Genomic DNA, 16,404 nt, shown 5'->3' with positions numbered 1-16,404 from the left:
CGGTCGCCAGCGCCGTCACAAACCGTGCCGCCAGCAGCAGCGCGAAGCTGGAGCCGACCGCGACGACCAGGTGCCCGGCCGCGAACACGCCCAAGGCCAGCATCAGCGTCAACCGTCTGGGCAGCCGCAGCGTCAGCAGCGCCATCAGGGGCGCACCGATGATCATCCCGACCGCGAACACCGTGATCAGCAGCCCCGCCTGGGGCACGCTCACCCGCAGGTCGCCAGCGATCTCCGGCAGCAGGCCCGCGACCAAGAACTCGGTCGTGAGCATCAAGAAGGTGCCCACCGCCAGCAAGCGCGGCCCGAAGTTGCCCAGCCGGTGGTCAGCCGCTTCGATGAACCCCGTGTTCCGTCCCGTCTCCATGACCGCCCCTCGGCGGCGGCCCGTCGCCCGCGCCGTGCTCGCCGCTTTGACGATCATGGTCATCGCCCCGCTCACGCTGACCGGCTGCACCCGCTCGGCCGACCCGCCGCCGCTGCCGCCCCACGGGGTGTACGACCACGAAGCGGCGGGGGAGACCTCGCGCGCCGAGCCCGTCCCGGCCAACGGCACCGCCGGGGCCCTCACGCGGCCGTTGACGGAGGCCGGCTGGTTCTGCGCGCAGGTCCGCGGCAACGCGGACGGCCGCTCCCTGTGGTGCCGGATCGGTCGCCGTGACGAGACGGACACGGTCGTTCCGCAGGTGGCGCAGTTCCTTCTGGACCGCGAGGACCGGCTCGCCTGGGCGTGGTTCCCGGCCCCCGCTGGGAAGGAAGACGGCCAGGTCGCCGCTGCCGCCGCCTCGTCGCTGACCGCGGTCTGGTCCGGCGCCGGCGACCGCCTCCGCGAGGAGATCGACGACTTCGACCGCGACCGCCGGAGCGACACGGTGCGGCGGAGCGGCGAGATACCCCGGGCCGGGTGGCGGGACGAGTACGCGGACTACAACTATTCGGACCTCAACGGGCTGGTCGTCACCGCCAGGGACGGCTCCGTGCGGCGGTGGCCGTTCGGCGCCGAGCACTACGCGACCACCATGAGCTCGGCCGTCGGCGACCTCCTGGCCGGCGGATACGACTGCTTCTATCCGCCGCAGGAGAGCTGCAACCGTCCCCAGTCGAACGGCTACTTCCGGGTCAGCCTCCGCGGTGATCAGATCGTGTCGGCCGGCTTCGGCATCGGCAGCCTGATCGAGTCGGGGCGGCAACGGCATCCGCTCAGCCAGGAGTTCCCGCACGGGCTCACCTTCCTGACCGACGCCGTTCGCGGCGCGATCACCGAGCGCCTCGAACAGTGCCGGAGGACCGGTACGGGATTCACCGGCATCGTGGCCGGGTCCGTCGTGATCATCGACGCGTCGCGGGGCGGTGTCGACGACGACGATTTCGCGGCGTACTTCCACGTCCAGATCGGCGCACCCCTCGCCGCGACCCTGCCCGTCTGACGCACACGATCGGCTCTCCACCCGACCTCCACCCTGATCTCCACCGTGATCTCCACCATGCGGAGGTGCATGTACAGGCCGCTCGGTTCGTACGGTGCGGGCTGGCGTACGAGTTCAAGACCGAGGGCCCGGTTTCGGCGCACCGTGCGGACCACGCTCGCGTCGCCTCGCCTCCGGCCGTCGTGCCGCACGACGGATCAACTCTCCGCGCGACAGACGGTGTTCCCGGGCGGGACGCGGAGGTCGATGAAGTACCGGTTGGCGTGCGCGATCGTGCACGGGTCACCCGTGTGGTACAGCCCGTGCCCATGCCCCTCGAAGCGGATCGTGCCCGATCCCGGCACCCGGAGGGCGAGGTCGGCGGTGTCCGCATAGTCGGTCCACGTGCCCGCGCCGACGAACGGCGGCAGCCGGTCCACGGGAAGAGGAGCGGTGGGATCGCGTACCGGTTCGGGCCAGCCCACGCAGCCCAGTGGGTGCCACAGCTCGTTACCGGACAGGTGCGGTGCGATCCGGTCGCCCAGGGCTCGCAGGCGGCGGTACTCCGCGTAGTCGCGATAGCGGATTCCGTCCAGGCAATGGGTCATGTTCATCCCGACGAACGAGGGTGGCTTCAAGCTGCCCAGCGTTCCCGCCTTGACGTAGTCGGAGAATCCGGTGGCGTCCCCCTTCTCGGCCCGCCTGATCGCCTGGGCCAGTTCCTTCCAGCGGGCGTTGCCCACGCCGGGCGTGACGAGGTGGGGCATGGCGGCCACGGTGATGTCGAACCCGCTGTACGCGACCCCTTTCTCGGCGGGCACGGGGGAGCGGTCGGCTGCGGAGCGGAGTTCGTTCCACACCGTGCCGACGTCGCGTCCATGCAGCGCGCAGGCGGAGTCGTTCGCGCACCACTGGGAGAAGCGGGTGAACTGCGCCTCCATAAGGGCGTATCGCGCTCGATCCTCCTCGCTCTTGTCCCGGAGCCTGTTGACGGTCCCGTCGAGGTACATCGCTCGTACCCGGCTGGGGAAGAGCCTGGCATAGGCGAGCCCGGGAACGCCGCCGTAAGAAGTGGCCATGAAGGTGAGCTGCCGCTCGCCCATCGCCGAACGGATCGCGTCGATGTCGCGCGCGAACGAGGCGGAGTCGAGGTGACCGAACAGCTCGGGGTCGGCGGCGCGACAACGTTCGGCGGCCGCCCGGTTCGCGCGGCCCAGCGCGGCCCACTCGCGCTCGTTGTCCGGCCTGGTGATCCACGGGCCGGTGGTGAGGCAGTCCTGATCGAGGACGCCCAGCTCGACACCGTTGCGCGGCAGGAGGCTGACGACGTCGAAGCGGTCCCGGATCTGGGCGAAGCTGCCCGCGCGCCGCTCGAGGTCCTGCACTCCGGACCCGCCGGGCCCGCCGGGGATGGAGAACAGCACGCCGATGCGGTGGCGCCTGCCGGTGTGGGGCAGCATCGCGAGGGGGAGCGTGATCGTGCGGCCCCGGGGTTCGGCCCAGTCGACGGGGACGCGGATCTCGCTGCAGAGCAGCTTGTCGCAGGGCTTCCACGTCAATATGGAGTCGGGAGTGGCGGCGGCGGATACGGGCGCGGCGCCCACCAGGAGGACGGTGGCGGCCGAACCGGCGAGCAGCGGCCGGAGGCGGTGTCCGCGCAGCGCGATGGCGGCCGCCGCGGCGGTCAGGGCGGCGACGGTGTAGGCGGCCAGCAACGCGCCCGCTGCGATCGGGGTGAGCAGGCCGTCAGCGGCTATCTGGCCGGGCAGCGCCCCGATGAGGTGCGCGCCGATCTGGTGGCCGAGCGGGCGCGGCAGGGTCTGCGCGGCGACGGGCAGGATCAGCAGCACGACGATCAGCGCGACCAGCGTGCCCGCCGTGGAACGGATCGCCGTGCCGAGTCCCAGCCCCATGAGCGCGACCAGCGGCATCGAGGCGCCGGTGACCAGCAGCCCCGCCAGGACGCCCGGCTCGGACAGGGAGGCACCGAGCGTCTCCCCGTCCAGCAGCAGCGTGTCCGCTCTGGTGCCGAGGACCGCCATGGTGGCGGCGTACATGCCGAAGACGAGCACCTGCCCCGCGACCAGGCTCACGGCCACCAGGACCGGGATCTTCGCGAGGAGGAAGGTGCGGCGAGCGGGGACGGCCGTGAGGCTCGTGCTGATGTGGCCCGTGCCGTATTCGGTGGTGATGGAAAGCGCGCCGAGCGCGCCCATCACGAGGTAGGCGAAGGGCAGGCCGGTGCCCAGCCCGTCGCCCAGGCTGTCGAAGCGCCGCAGGTCCGCGCCCTGCTGGGCGTCGAAACCGCGTGTGACCAGGAAGGCCACGCCCGAGCTGAGGCCCACCGCGATCAGTGCGGAGATCAGCAGGTAGAGGTTGGAGCGGAGCGTTCTGAACTTCAGCCACTCCGCCGCGATCGCGTCCTTCATCGTGCCACGTACTCCCTGCTGTCGTCGGTCAGCTCCATGAACGCCTCCTCCAGGGAGGCCTCGCGCGGCGTGAGCTCGTACAGCGCGATGCCGTGGGCGAAGGCCAGCTCGCCGATGCGCCTGGCGTCGAGCCCGGTCACCGCCAGCCCGTCCTCCACCCGGACGACGCCCCCGTTGGCCTGCAGAACCGTCGCCAGCGCGGCCGGGTCGGCGGTGTGGACGAGCACGTGGCGCCGGTACCGCTCGGCGAGGGCCGCCATGGCCGTGTCGGCGATCAGGCGGCCGCGCCCCATCACCACGACGTGGTCGGCGGTCACGGCCATCTCGGCCATCAGGTGGCTGGAGACGAGCACCGCCCGCCCCTCCGCGGCCAGCGTGCGCATCAGCTCGCGGATCCACCGCACGCCCTCCGGGTCCAGTCCGTTGACCGGTTCGTCGAACATCAGCGCCTCCGGGTCGCCCAGCAGCGCCACCGCGATCCCGAGCCGCTGCTTCATGCCCAGCGAGAACGTCGCGATCCGCTTGCCCGCCACGGACGTCAGGCCCGCCCGGTCGATCACCTCCTCCACTCGGGCCAGGCCGATGCCGTTGCTGCGCGCCACGCACGCCACGTGCGCCCGTGCGGTGCGGCCACCGTGTACGGCTCCTGCGTCCAGCAGCGCCCCGAGCGTCAGCAGCGGGCGTCTGAGCGAGGCGTAGGGCCGCCCGGCGACCAGGGTGGTGCCGGCTTGCGGGGCTTCCAGGCCGAGGATGGCTCGCATCGTGGTGGATTTCCCGGCGCCATTGGGGCCGAGGAAACCGGTCACCTGGCCCGGTTTCGCGGCGAAGGTGAGCTCGTCCACCGCGGTGGCGTCGCCATACCTGACTGTGAGGCCATTGACTTCGATCACGGGGTTCAGCCTCGCCACGTGTGCTCGCGCCCTCCATCCGCCCAAGCCCAGCGCATGAGGTGGGATTTCCCACCCGCGAAGGTAGGGCTGGACCTACCGTGTGGCCGGTGATCGGCAGGCAGACTGGCGGGGTGCGCGGAGTCAGGAGAGGGTTGATCGCGGCGGCCGGGGTGCCGCTGAACGCGATCACGGGCGTGGCTGTGGTCCTCGCCTGGGTGCCGGCCGTCCGCGCGGCTCTCGTCTCGCTCCAGCGAGCGTGGGCGGGAGCGGTGCTGGGCCGGGCCGTCCCCGCGCGTGCGCCCGGCCTGCGCGTGCCGGCCTGGCTGGCGATCAACGCCGTCGTCGGCCCGGCCCTCCTGATGGCGATGGCCGCCGTGGTGAACACCGTGGGTGTCATCTTCTCCCTGCAGCCCGCGGTCAACAGCCCGAGCGTGACCTTCGCGCTCAGCCTGGCGCTGCTCACCCTCTCGGCACTCGCCCTGGCCGTCGCCGCGCTCATGGGACTGGCCGAGGCCCGGCTCGCCGAACTGCTCCTCGGCGGTGGCGGCTCGCTGGCCCAGCGGGTGCGGGAGCTGACCGCCTCCAGGGCCGCCGCCGTCGACGCGCGAGCGGCCGAACTGCGCCGGATCGAGCGCGACCTGCACGACGGCGCCCAGGCCAGGCTCATCGCGGTACGGATGAACCTCGGCCTGGCCAGGAGCGCCGGCGACCCCGAGCAGGCCCGCGCGCTGATCGAGGAGGCATGGGAGTCAGCCGGACAGGCCCTCACCGACCTGCGCGATCTGGTGCGCGGCATCCACCCGCCCGTACTCGCCGACCGCGGCCTGACAGGCGCGATCGAAGCGGCCGCCCTGCTCTGCCCCATCCCGGTCGCCACGGACCTCGTCCTGACCGGCCGCCCCGAGCCGCCGGTCGAGTCCGCGCTCTACTTCGCCGCGGTCGAGGCCATGTCCAACGTCACCAAGCACAGCCGGGCCACCCGTGCATGGGTACGAGTGCGCCACACCGGCGACGGCCTCCGCCTGGTCGTCGGCGACGACGGGCACGGCGGCGCGGATCCGGCGGCGGGCAGCGGCCTGCGCGGGATCGCGGAACGCCTGTCCGCCTTCGACGGCACGCTGACCGTGCAGAGCCCGCCGGGCGGTCCGACCATCCTCACCATGGAGCTGCCGTGCGCGTAGTGATCGCCGAGGATCTCGCCCTGCTTCGCGATGGCCTGATCCGGCTGCTGTCGGCGCACGGCTTCGAGGTCGTCAAAGCGGTGGACAACGGCCCCATGCTCCTGACGGCTCTGGTGGAGCAGACCCCCGACGTGGCCGTCATCGACGTGCGGCTCCCGCCCACCTTCACCGACGAGGGCCTGCGCACCGCCCTGGAGGCCCGGCGCCGCTGGCCCGGGCTTCCGGTGCTGATCTTGTCGCAGTACGTCGAGCAGCTCTATGCCCGCGAGCTCCTCTCGGACCGGTCGGGTGGCATCGGATACCTCCTGAAGGACCGCATCGGCGATGTCGCGGAATTCGTCGATTCGGTGCGCCGGGTCGCCGGCGGCGGCACCGCCATGGACGCGGAGGTGATCTCCCAGCTCCTGACCCGCCGATCGAGGGACGAACCCCTGGCGGAGCTGACCATCAGGGAGCGCGAGGTCCTCGCCCTGATGGCGGAGGGCCTGTCCAACCTGGCGATAGCGACCCGCTTCGGGGTCACGGACAAGGCGATCGGCAAGCACACCAACAACATCTTCGCCAAGCTCGGCCTCCCGCCCTCTGACGACCACAACCGCCGCGTCATGGCCGTCCTCGCCTACCTCCAGGCGGGCCCCGTCTCCCCGGATCCGTCCTGGTAACAGTCCGGAGAGCGAACTATGGGAGTGCACATCCGGCCGAGTCCGATCGTGATCACCGCCGTCACGGGCGTGACGGTCACGGCGACGGAGTTCTCCTGCGTCCTGCTGTTCGGCCTGGGCGCGGCGATCACACGCCTGCGTACAGGGCCGGGCCACACCGAGCGGCTGCTCCCGGTGCCGTAGCCGCGCGGGAACGTACGACGGCGGGAGTAACGCGAACGTCTTCGGCCGTACGACGACGGCGGCAGGTGCGGGCGGCGAAGATCGAGACTCCGCTCACACAACCGTCGAAGGGCACGATTCATGCCGCCATCGGTACGCCACGTCACTCCCGTTGTCCCTGCCGGCCTGCGGCGTCATGACCGCCGTCACCCACGTCGAGGCCGACATCGCCGCGTAAGGGCCTTCGGGACACTGCTCAGGCGAAGTAATCGGTGATAGCGATGATTTTTGATCTACCGGTAAACGCAGGCCCCTCTCCCTTCAAGGAAGCTTTATGGGCATCAGCTCCGAGCGCGACCTCGCTGACTTTCTGATCACCTACACCCGGGACATGGCTGTCTCCGACGAGGAGCCTGACGCGATCCTCGACCGCTACTTCGTTCCGGACTTCGAGTACTGCAACGACGGGCTCGTGATCGACCGGCAGCGCATGATCGATCACGTCCGCCCTGTCCGTAAGAATGTCGACAAAGAGGTGATGACCGCTGACGACTGGTCTGGTGTCGAGATCCACGAGGCGCTGGTCTCGGGTGACCGGATCGCCGCTCGGTGGACCTTGCGCACCAAGTTGCGCAAGGGCAAGATCTTCGCGGCGGAGATCTACATGTTCGGCCACCTGGCCTCAGACGGTCGGATCCGCCGGATCGATCAGATCAGCAAGCAACTGGAGGAAGCACAGTAACCACGTTGCTGGAACGTCCGTGGTCATGCCGCACCCCAGGAAAGGATCCAGGACTCTTGACCGAATTCACGCTGCGCCCTGTCGGGCGCGTCGAGTCGACACTGACCGATCGGGCGGCGGCGCCCCGGCAGCCCGACGAGGGAGCACCGGATGCCTGGCTTGTCTTCGACGACCGGTACGCCCCCGCTCTGGATGGCCTGACCCCGGGCACCGATGTACTGCTGCTCACCTGGCTCGACCGCTCCGACCGCGACACCCTCACCGTCCACCCGCGTGGCGACGCCACCCGGCCGCTCACCGGCGTCTTCGCCACCCGCGCGCCAGACCGGCCCAACCCGATCGGCTTGCACACCGTCCACATCCTCGCCGTCGCCGGTACGCGCGTCCACGTTCGCAACCTCGAAGCCCTTGACGCAACCCCGATCCTGGACGTCAAACCCCTCCTCACCCCGGACCGCTGACGATAGTTGAATAGGTGAGCTCGGCAGTACGCCGGAGATGCGCGCTTAACGCCTCCGGCGGGGAAGGCGGCCCGCTCAGGTCCAGGCGGCGCTCGGCGTGGCTCTTGCCGAAGCGGATGTAATCGTTGCCCCCGTTGTAGCTCTCCACCACGTTCAGCCCGGACTCGGTCGCGTGGGGGCCACGAAGGTTTCGCCGCCGGTCACATGTGCGGTCGCTGCATGACATGGGAGGCCGGCCCGTCCTCGCGCGCCGGGGTCCGCATGCGCCGTACGGCGTGGGCGAGGCCCGCCGTGATGAACGCCGCGGCCACCAGCAGGGCGCTCACCCACAGCGGCGAGCGGTAGCCGAACCCGGCGGCGATGGTGACGCCGCCGAGGGCGGGACCGGCGGCCGCGCCCACGTTGAGGGCCGCGGTCGCGAAGGAGCCGCCGAGCGAGGGCGCCCGGGTCGCCGCGTACAGGACTTGGGTGATCAGGGTCGAGCCGACGGCGAACGAGAGGGCGCCCTGGAGGAAGACGAGCAGGAGCGCGGCGACGGGGCTGCCGGCCGTGGCCGTGAAGAGTACCCACCCGGCGAGGAGGGCGATCCCGCCCGGGATCAGGACCCGCATGGGCCGCGTGTCGGACAGGCGGCCGCCGACGGTCACTCCCGCGAACGATCCGAGGCCGAACAGCGCCAGCATCGCCGGCACCCAGTGCTCGGAGAAGCCGCTGACGTGGGTGATCAGCGGGGTCAGATAGGTGAAGGTGCAGAAGGTGGCGGCGTTCACCAGCGCGGCCAGCAGCAGCACGACCAGGAGTCGCGGGCTGCGCAGGGCGCGCAGTTGGCGCCGCGCGCCGGGACGGGCCTCGTCCGGGCCGCCGGTCGCCGGAACGGTGTCCGGCACCGCGCGCAACACGGCGAAGACGGCCGGCAGGGAGACCAGGGCCACGGCCCAGAACGCCGATCGCCAGCCGAGGGTCTGGCCGAGCACGGCTCCGGCGGGCACCCCGGCGACGCAGGCGAGGGTGATGCCGCCCAGCAGGACGGAGGTCGCCCGTCCCTTGGCGTCCGGCTCGACCATGCCGGTCGCGGTCGCGAGTCCCACGGCGAGGAAACCGGCGTTGGCCAGCGCCCCGAGCACCCGGGTCACGAGGAGTACGGAGAAGCTGGCGGTGATCGCGCCGATGGCGTGCACGAGCATGAACGCGACCAGGAAGGCCAGTAGCGCCCGCCGGCGTGGCCAGCGCAGGCTGAGCACCGCCATCAGGGGTGCTCCGACGATCATTCCCGCGGCGAAGGCGGACGTCAGCGTGCCGGTGGCCGAGATGGAGACGTTCAGCTCGGCGGCGATGTCCGGGATCAGTCCGGACAGCATGAACTCGGACGTTCCTTGGGCGAAGACCGCGAGTCCGAGGATGTAGATGGCGAAGGGCATGGACAGGTGCTCCACAGTCGCGTCGAAAGGCATCGAAGAACGGCATGGACGCACCGGCGCGGCGTCCCGAGCCGCCGCGCGGAGCGGCGTTCACCCGGGGCGCGCGGGTGCTGTCGCATGGAGGAGACCGGCCCCGGCGCCGCGAAGGCGGCTGAGGGCGACGGCACTCCCGAGAAGAATCAGTCCGTACGACGGTGATCCGGCGGCGAGGGTGACGAAGGACGCGCCGCCTCAGTGACGGCGCTGCCGCGTGACATCACAAGAAGCCACCGAAGGACCGGTGGCTAGCGTCTCGATGCCTCAGGACTGGACATGGGCCACCACCCTAGTGAAGGGCCGAAGGCCTCGTCCACCGCATTAGGTGCCCGGGAGCCGGCTCGGGACGCGGCGGTGGTCAGAGCGGCTCGCCCAGCGGGCCGTACTCGCCTTCGAGCGCGACCGCCCAGTACGCGGCGAAGTCGGGCTGCGTGCCGTCCACGTCGGTGAACCCGTACTCCTTGTACAGGCTCCAGGTCGCGAGCGCCCGCCCGGTCTTGCGGATCACGTCCGGGTCGGCGGCCAGCGCGGCGACCGCCCGGCCCAGGTACGCCGGGCTCTCGGAGTGGGCGAAGTGCGGGTCCTTGGCCGCGCCGTCCCTCCAGTTGTCCTCGGTGACACCGAAGTGGTCCAGCACCGCCTCGGAACGGAGGAATCCGGGCGTGATCGCGACGGCCGCGACGCCGTACGGTCTCAGCTCGGCCGCCTGGGCCGCGGCGAGGCGGATCACCGACGACTTCGCCAGGTCGTAGAAGAACGACCCGCGATAGCGGGCGGTGTTGCCGTCGGTGACCTCGACGACCAGGCCGCTCCGGCGGGCGACCATCAACGGGAGCGCGTACCGGCTGGTGACGACGTGGGTCTCCACGGCCTGACGCAGCAGCCGCAGGCCGGTGTCCAGGTCCTGCTCCCAGAGCGGGTGCTCCCAGTCGGTCAGCGGATCGCCGCCCCATACGGAGTCGACCAGGATGTCCAGCCGCCCGTCCTGCTCGGCCGCGATCCGGTCGACCAGGGCGCGGACCTCCTCGGGCCGGCTGTGGTCGGTCCGTACGGCGATGCCCGTGCCGCCCGCGGCCGTGATCCGCTCGGCGGTCTCCTCGATGGTCTCCGCGCGGTCCAGCTCCGAACGCCCGGCCGCGCTGCTCCGGCCGGTGACGTACACCGTCGCTCCTGCGGCCCCGAGCTCCACGGCGATGCCCCGCCCTCCGCCCCGCGTGCCGCCCGCGACCAGGGCCACCTTCCCGGCGAGCGACGGTGTAGCGGTGTTCGTCATGATTCCTCCACATCTGGGGTGCCGCGAACATGAGCGGAGAGCACGGCGCGGATCTCTTCCCGCAGCCGCCGCGCCAGCGTGCCCCGCCGTTCGAGTGCCCAGGTCAGGCCTGTGCCGGCGGCGACCGCCTGGACCGTGGCGGCCAGGGCCGCGACGTCGGTCCCGGCACGCAGCTCGCCGGCCTCAACGGCCTCCGCGAGCAGGGACTCGATCGCCCGCCCCTGCGCAAGGTGGACGGCCAGGGCGTGCTCGTGGAACTCCGGGTCGGTCAGGTCGAGGCAGAGGAACGCCAGATGGTTGGCGAAGGTCTCGGGCGTCGCCATCCCGGCCATCTGCTCGGTCACCAGCGTCTCCAGCGTCTCCAGAGCCGCAGGCGGAGGATGGCCCGCGCCGCGCGCCCGGCGCAGGAGCGCGTCCGGATCCTTGGCCGAGCGCTCCGCCAGCGCCAGGAGCAGTCCGCGCTTGGACCCGAACCGCTGGACGAGCGTGCCGGGGACCAGCCCGACCTCGCGTGCCACCAGCGACAACGTGAGCCTGGCCGGGCCCACCCTGCCGATCACCTCCGCGGCCGCACGCAGGATCACCTCGTCGTCGACCCCTCGGGGACGTCCCGCCACCGCCGCACTCCCTCATTTAATAAATGACTGTTCATTTATTAAACCACGGATACGTCGCCCGGCGCCCCACCCGCCGCGGGAGGCGCCCAGGAACGAGCCTGGCGCGGTGCGCAGCGTGCGCCGGTGCGATGCACCTCATCGCCGAGACCGCCCAACACGGCGGACCGGCCCTGGCCTCGGTCGGCGCCGCGATGGCCGCTCACCCCGAGGCCGACATGGTGGCGGCCACCACCGGCCCGACCAACCCCATGGTCGGGGTGACCTGCCGCGACACCCGCGGCCTCTACCGCTACCTCACCGAGCGGGTGGCGCCGCTCCACGGCGTGCGCGAGTTGGAGACCGCGCCCGTGATCCGCACGGTCAAGCGGGTGGGCACCCTGCTGTCCTGAGATTCGGCCCGGGATCCTCGTAGCAATCCCGGAGAATCCGACGAACCTCTCTCCGACCCCCCGGTCACCGCCGCCCGATCAGGCCGACGCGCCTGAACCGTTCGTCGGCGACACCAGGCCCGCCTCGTACGCGAGGATGACGAGCTGGACCCGGTCGCGCGCGTCGAGCTTGGTCAGCAGCCGGGTCACGTACGACTTGACCGTGGCGACGCTGATGACCAGGTCGGCGGCGATCTCGGCGTTGGACCTGCCTCGCCCGATGAGGGTCAGGACCTCGCGTTCCCGCCCGGTGACGGCCTCCAGCTCACGGGGTTCCGGCCCGGGGGCGGGGCGGAAGGCGAACGCCTCGATCAGCCGCCGGGTGACGCCGGGCGCGATCAGGGCGTCGCCGGCGGCCACGACCCGGATCGCGGTGAGGATGTCGTCCAGGGCCATGTCCTTGACGAGGAATCCGGACGGGCCGGCGCGCAGCGCGCCGTAGACGTAGTCGTCCTCGTCGAACGTGGTCAGGACGATGACCTGGGCCGGGCTGGGGCCTCTGCTGATCAGCCGGGTGGCCTCGATGCCGTCCATGCCGGGCATGCGGATGTCCATCACCACGACGTCGGGGTGAAGGTCCTCGGCCAGCCGCACGGCTTCGTGCCCGGTCGCCGCCTCGCCGGCGAGTTCGAGGTCGGGGGCGTCGGTGATGACCATCCGCAGGGCGGTGCGGATCAGCGGCTGGTCGTCGGCCAGCACGACGCGTACGCTCATCGTTCGACGGCCCGGCGCACCTCGACGCGGCCCGCCCGGAGACCGGGCGGCACACGCTTCAGCAGCGGCGACGGAGGGGTGACGTGCATCCCGAGATCGTAACGGCGCGTGGCGGGCCCCGGCATCGGACCCCGGGTGTACGACCGTGGTCTATCGGCGGCGGAGCGGATGCCGACGGCGGTCCGATGCGGCACGGGCCCCGGCTGCGACACCGTCGATCGGGTGATCGACATCAACTCGCCCCGTCTGCGCCGCACCCTGCCGGCCGTCGCCATCGCCGCCTCGCTGGCGATGCCGGTGGTGGGTGCGGCGCGCCCCGCGGCCGTCCCCGCGCCCGCCCCCGCCACCACGGCCCCGCTGACGACGATGACTCCGGCGGCCCTGGCCGCACGGTACGCCGTCAGCCGGGACGACATCCGGGCGGCCGAACGCGTGGCCGGCGACCACGGTGATCGGTGGCGGGCCGCGATGCTGAGCGCCATGGCCGATCCCGCGCGCCGGTTCCTGTCCTTCGACGGCCGGGACGGCGGCCGTGCCGTGGAGGTCTTCGGCGACCTGGAGTCGGCCGAGGACGTCGCCGTGCTGGTCCCCGGCGGCGACACTCATCTCGACAAGTACGGGCTGCTGCGCGCCGGCGCGCTCAGGCTGCGACAGGCGCTCGGGGACCGGTCCGCGGTCATCGCCTGGCTCGGCTACCGCACGCCCAACACGGTGAGCCTGGCGTCACTCACCGCCGCCCACGCCGATGACGGCGCCGTCGCGTTGCGGACGTTCGTGCGGGAGCTGACCACGGTCAAGCCCGCCGCCCGCGTCTCCCTCGTGTGCCACTCGTACGGCAGCGTGGTCTGCGGCCGCGCCGTACCCGGGCTGGACGTCGACCACCTCGTCCTGATCGGCAGCCCCGGCGTCACCGTCGACCACGTCGGCGCGCTGCGTACCCGCGCGGCCGTCTGGGCGGGCAGGGGAAGCCGGGACTGGGTCGCCCGCGTGCCGCACACCCGCGTCCGCCTTCCCTTCGTCACGCTCGGCTTCGGCGCCGACCCGGTCTCCCCGGGCTTCGGCGCGCGCGTCTTCGCGGCCGGCGACGGCAGGCACAGCGACTACTTCAAGGCCGGCTCCCTGTCGCTGGCCAACATCGCCCGGATCGTCTCCGGACGGCCCCCGGTCGAGGCGCGCCGTGCTGCCTGAGCTCGTCCGGCGCGTCGACGCGGCGACGCCGGCCGATCGCGACCGCGCCGTCGACGCGCTGCGCGCGCTGGCCATCGGCGGCGTGGTGCTCGGCCACTGGCTGGTGACCGCGCTGGTCGCCGACAGCGGCACCGTACGCGTCACGAGCCCGCTGCGGAACATGCCCTACCTGGCCCCGGCGTCGTGGATCCTCCAGACCATGGCGGTCTTCTTCCTCGTGGGCGGCCAGATGGCCGCCAGGAGCCATGCCTCCGCGTGCGCGCGGAACGTCGGCTACGGGCGGTGGCTGGGCACGCGGATGGCCCGTCTGTTCCGGGCGGTGGCCGTCGTCCTGGCGGTCTGGGCTCTGGTGGCGACCGTCATGCTCGCCCTCGGAGCCGACTCCGCGACCGTGTACGCGCTGGTCAAGCTGGTGTGGTCGCCGCTGTGGTTCCTGCTGGTCTTCGCGGCGCTGACGGCGGCGACCCCGCTGGTCGCGCGGCTGCATCCGGTGTGGCCGCTGGCCGCGGTCGCGCTGGTCGACCTGGTCCGGTTCGGGCTGGGCGGGCCCGCGTGGATCGGCTGGGTGAACGTGGCGGCCGGGTGGCTGGTGCCGTACTGCCTGGGCGCGGCCTGGGCCCGCGACCGCCTGCGCGGCCGTACCACAGGGTGGGTGTTGCTGCTCGGCGGCGCGGCCGCCACCGCGGCACTGGTGGTGTGGGCCGGCTACCCGGCCTCCATGGTCGGAGTGCCGGGCGCCGCGCTCTCCAACCAGTCCCCGCCCACTCTCGCGGCCGCGGCCTTCGGCCTCGCCCAGTGCGGGGCGGCGCTGCTGTCGCTCGCCCCGCTGCGCCGGCTGCTGGCCCGCCCCGCCGCCTGGGCGGTCGTCGCGGCGGTCAACCTGTCCGCGATGACGATCTTCCTCTGGCACCAGACCGCCATGATCGCGGTCACCGCCGTCGGTCTGCTCGCGGGCCGGGCCCTGCCCGGTCTGCACACCGTCCCCGACGGTCCCGGCTGGCTGCTCGCCCGGCTGGCCTGGCTCCCCGCGTTCGCGCTGGCCCTGGCGGCGTGCTGGGCCACGTTCCGGGCCGGGCCCCGTGCTCCCGTCACCCCCATGGCCCGCCGCTCGGGCTAGAGGAGCCCCCGTTCCATGGCCACGACGACCGCCGCGGCCCTGCTGTCGACGCCGAGCTTGACGAAGACGTGCTTGAGATGCGTCTTCACGGTCGTCTCGCTGATCAGCAGGGTCCTGGCGATCTCCTTGTTCGCCGCGCCCCGCGCGACCAGGCGCAGCACCTCCAGCTCGCGCGGGCTCGGCTCCTGGATCGGGGGCTTGCCGATGAGCGCTGACGCGATCGACGGGGCCAGGACCGCTCCTCCGGCGGCGGCCGTACGGATCGCCCGGTGCAGCTCCTCGCGCGGCGCGTCCTTGAGCAGGTAGCCCGCCACCCCGGCGGCCATGGCCCGCGTCACGTCCCCGTCCGTGTCGTACGTCGTCAGCACGATCACCTTGATCTCCGGGTGGTCCTCGCGGAGCCGCCGGATCGCCCCGACTCCGTCCAGTCCCGGCATACGCAGGTCCATGAGGACCACGTCCGGCCGCGCCCGCCTGGCCATGGCCAGCGCCTCGAACCCGTCGGACGCCTCCGCGACCACCTCGATGTCGGCCACCTGATCGAACATGCCGCGCAGGCCGTCACGAACCACGGGGTGGTCGTCGACGATCATCAATTTGAGGGGATGCGCAGGCACAGCGCCGTCCCCTCTCCCGGCGCGGACTCGACCGTCAGCGTGCCCCCCACGCCGCCGGCCCGCTCCCGCATGGCGGCCAGCCCGTAACCCGAGCCGGGCACGGCCGGGTCGAAGCCCTGTCCGTCGTCGAACACGTCGAGCGTCACCTCGTCGTCCATGTACGTCAGCGTGATCGCCACCCTGCCGGCCCGCGCGTGCTTGGCCGCGTTGGACAGCCCCTCCTGCGCCGCCCGCAACAGCGTCGTCGCCACCTCGCCGGAAAGCGGCCGGCGCGTGCCCTCCACCGACACGGTCGCCGTCGTCCCCGACGTCCGTGACCACCGCTCGGCCACCTGCGCGAGCGCCGCGTCGAGCCCCGCGTGGGCGAGCGGCCGCGGCCGCAGCGCGTCGACGGAGCGCCGCGCCTCCTGCAGGTTGTCGCGCGCCAGCTCCTTCGCGAGCGCGATCCTCTTCTGTACGGCCGCCAGGTCGGGCATCGCCTGCTCGGCCGCCTCCAACTGGGTGACGATTCCACTCAGGCCCTGGGCGATGGTGTCGTGGATCTCCCTGGCCAGCCTCGCCCGCTCCTCCAGCACCCCGACCGCTCTGTTCTGCGCGCTCTGCCGGGACACGTAGCTCACGAACAACCCGACCGCGACCACCAGGCCGGAGCTGCCGGCCAGCCGCCACAGGGCGTCGGGATCGTCCAGGTACCCCCTGGCGGCGAAGGTGCTGAGCACCGTACCCACCGCCCCCACGTACGACCAGGGGGCGGCCAGCAGCAGGTACGGCTGGGGCATCAGCCCGAAGATCACCACGTCGAAGGAGCGGTCCGTCGTCACCAGCGCGACGTAGAGGCCGCAGAGCACCGCCAGATGGAACGCCATGGGGTTGAGCCGGCCGAGCAGACCCGGCCGCCGTACGACGAAGAACCAGTGCCAGGCGGCCATCAGCGCGAGAATCCCCAGCGCCGGCGGGGCCGGGCCCGCCCCGTCGCCGACCCAGAGGATCAGACCGAGCGCCAGGCAGGCGTGGAAAAGCAGATGGAAGGCGCGCAACCAGCGCGCCTCCCAGACGTTCACGT

Annotated in this window: 17 protein-coding genes and 1 pseudogene; 9 read left to right on the top strand and 9 right to left on the bottom strand. The window is 72.1% G+C overall.

What is annotated here, in order from left to right; genetic code table 11:
* Positions 1–7: 7 nt before the first annotated feature.
* A pseudogene (locus tag AWQ70_RS41040) lies at positions 8–274 on the bottom strand (MFS transporter); the annotation flags it as partial.
* On the opposite strand from AWQ70_RS41040, the gene AWQ70_RS03870 reads away from it, so the two are divergent.
* Positions 159–1,427 (top strand): hypothetical protein, encoded by a 1,269-nt coding sequence (locus AWQ70_RS03870; protein ID WP_245646710.1) that lies wholly within the window; start codon positions 159–161, stop codon positions 1,425–1,427. The pseudogene AWQ70_RS41040 and the gene AWQ70_RS03870 overlap by 116 nt on opposite strands.
* Positions 1,428–1,624: 197 nt before the next feature.
* On the opposite strand, the gene AWQ70_RS03865 is transcribed toward AWQ70_RS03870, so the two are convergent.
* On the bottom strand, positions 1,625–3,835 hold the full coding sequence (locus tag AWQ70_RS03865; protein WP_067170276.1) for an alpha/beta fold hydrolase: 2,211 nt from the start codon (positions 3,833–3,835) through the stop codon (positions 1,625–1,627).
* Positions 3,832–4,725 (bottom strand): ABC transporter ATP-binding protein, encoded by an 894-nt coding sequence (locus AWQ70_RS03860; protein WP_067170689.1) that lies wholly within the window; start codon positions 4,723–4,725, stop codon positions 3,832–3,834. Before AWQ70_RS03860 ends, AWQ70_RS03865 begins: the two co-directional genes overlap by 4 nt.
* A gap of 107 nt (positions 4,726–4,832) precedes the next feature.
* Here AWQ70_RS03860 and AWQ70_RS03855 point away from each other — a divergent pair, with 107 nt between their 5' ends.
* The 5 genes from AWQ70_RS03855 to tsaA all read left to right on the top strand — a co-directional run bounded on the left by AWQ70_RS03855 (position 4,833) and on the right by tsaA (position 7,933).
* Positions 4,833–5,906, top strand: coding sequence for a sensor histidine kinase (locus AWQ70_RS03855; RefSeq protein WP_245646708.1), 1,074 nt, complete (start codon positions 4,833–4,835; stop codon positions 5,904–5,906).
* Complete coding sequence (locus AWQ70_RS03850; RefSeq protein WP_067170273.1) at positions 5,897–6,568, top strand: response regulator transcription factor; 672 nt, start codon at positions 5,897–5,899, stop codon at positions 6,566–6,568. The genes AWQ70_RS03855 and AWQ70_RS03850 overlap by 10 nt, the downstream gene beginning before the upstream one ends.
* A gap of 18 nt (positions 6,569–6,586) precedes the next feature.
* The gene (locus AWQ70_RS38545) at positions 6,587–6,751 is read left to right on the top strand and encodes a hypothetical protein (protein ID WP_157529869.1); all 165 of its coding nucleotides are present in this window, start codon (positions 6,587–6,589) and stop codon (positions 6,749–6,751) included.
* A 313-nt stretch (positions 6,752–7,064) separates the two neighbouring features.
* Positions 7,065–7,472 (top strand): nuclear transport factor 2-like protein, encoded by a 408-nt coding sequence (locus AWQ70_RS03845; protein ID WP_067170269.1) that lies wholly within the window; start codon positions 7,065–7,067, stop codon positions 7,470–7,472.
* Between the two features lie 56 nt (positions 7,473–7,528).
* On the top strand, positions 7,529–7,933 hold the full coding sequence (gene tsaA, locus AWQ70_RS03840; protein WP_067170267.1) for a tRNA (N6-threonylcarbamoyladenosine(37)-N6)-methyltransferase TrmO: 405 nt from the start codon (positions 7,529–7,531) through the stop codon (positions 7,931–7,933).
* A gap of 200 nt (positions 7,934–8,133) precedes the next feature.
* Here the strand turns inward: tsaA and AWQ70_RS03835 are convergent, their stop codons facing one another.
* From AWQ70_RS03835 to AWQ70_RS03825, 3 genes are all read right to left on the bottom strand, one after another.
* Positions 8,134–9,351, bottom strand: a complete 1,218-nt coding sequence (locus tag AWQ70_RS03835; protein WP_067170682.1) for a Cmx/CmrA family chloramphenicol efflux MFS transporter — start codon at positions 9,349–9,351, stop codon at positions 8,134–8,136.
* A 394-nt stretch (positions 9,352–9,745) separates the two neighbouring features.
* A complete protein-coding gene (locus AWQ70_RS03830; RefSeq protein ID WP_067170264.1) occupies positions 9,746–10,660 on the bottom strand; it encodes an SDR family oxidoreductase in 915 nt (304 codons plus the stop codon).
* Positions 10,657–11,277, bottom strand: coding sequence for a TetR/AcrR family transcriptional regulator (locus tag AWQ70_RS03825; RefSeq protein WP_067170261.1), 621 nt, complete (start codon positions 11,275–11,277; stop codon positions 10,657–10,659). Before AWQ70_RS03825 ends, AWQ70_RS03830 begins: the two co-directional genes overlap by 4 nt.
* Positions 11,278–11,405: 128 nt before the next feature.
* Between AWQ70_RS03825 and AWQ70_RS03820 the strand changes: the two genes are divergently transcribed.
* Complete coding sequence (locus tag AWQ70_RS03820) at positions 11,406–11,666, top strand: Lrp/AsnC ligand binding domain-containing protein (protein WP_067170257.1); 261 nt, start codon at positions 11,406–11,408, stop codon at positions 11,664–11,666.
* Positions 11,667–11,744: 78 nt separating this feature from the next.
* On the opposite strand, the gene AWQ70_RS03815 is transcribed toward AWQ70_RS03820, so the two are convergent.
* Positions 11,745–12,419, bottom strand: coding sequence for a response regulator (locus tag AWQ70_RS03815; protein WP_067170254.1), 675 nt, complete (start codon positions 12,417–12,419; stop codon positions 11,745–11,747).
* A gap of 222 nt (positions 12,420–12,641) precedes the next feature.
* Between AWQ70_RS03815 and AWQ70_RS03810 the strand changes: the two genes are divergently transcribed.
* Entirely contained in the window at positions 12,642–13,607 is a 966-nt protein-coding gene (locus AWQ70_RS03810) for an alpha/beta hydrolase (RefSeq protein WP_067170675.1), read from the top strand.
* On the top strand, positions 13,597–14,724 hold the full coding sequence (locus AWQ70_RS03805) for an acyltransferase family protein (protein ID WP_245646706.1): 1,128 nt from the start codon (positions 13,597–13,599) through the stop codon (positions 14,722–14,724). Before AWQ70_RS03810 ends, AWQ70_RS03805 begins: the two co-directional genes overlap by 11 nt.
* Here the strand turns inward: AWQ70_RS03805 and AWQ70_RS03800 are convergent.
* On the bottom strand, positions 14,721–15,317 hold the full coding sequence (locus tag AWQ70_RS03800) for a response regulator (protein ID WP_067170251.1): 597 nt from the start codon (positions 15,315–15,317) through the stop codon (positions 14,721–14,723). The genes AWQ70_RS03805 and AWQ70_RS03800 overlap by 4 nt on opposite strands.
* A complete protein-coding gene (locus AWQ70_RS03795; RefSeq protein ID WP_067170248.1) occupies positions 15,317–16,402 on the bottom strand; it encodes a sensor histidine kinase in 1,086 nt (361 codons plus the stop codon). Before AWQ70_RS03795 ends, AWQ70_RS03800 begins: the two co-directional genes overlap by 1 nt.
* Positions 16,403–16,404 lie beyond the last annotated feature (2 nt).

This window comes from Microtetraspora niveoalba, from assembly GCF_001570405.1.
Taxonomy (GTDB): Bacteria; Actinomycetota; Actinomycetes; order Streptosporangiales; family Streptosporangiaceae; genus Microtetraspora; species Microtetraspora niveoalba.
This window is presented reverse-complemented; position numbering and strand designations above follow the sequence as displayed.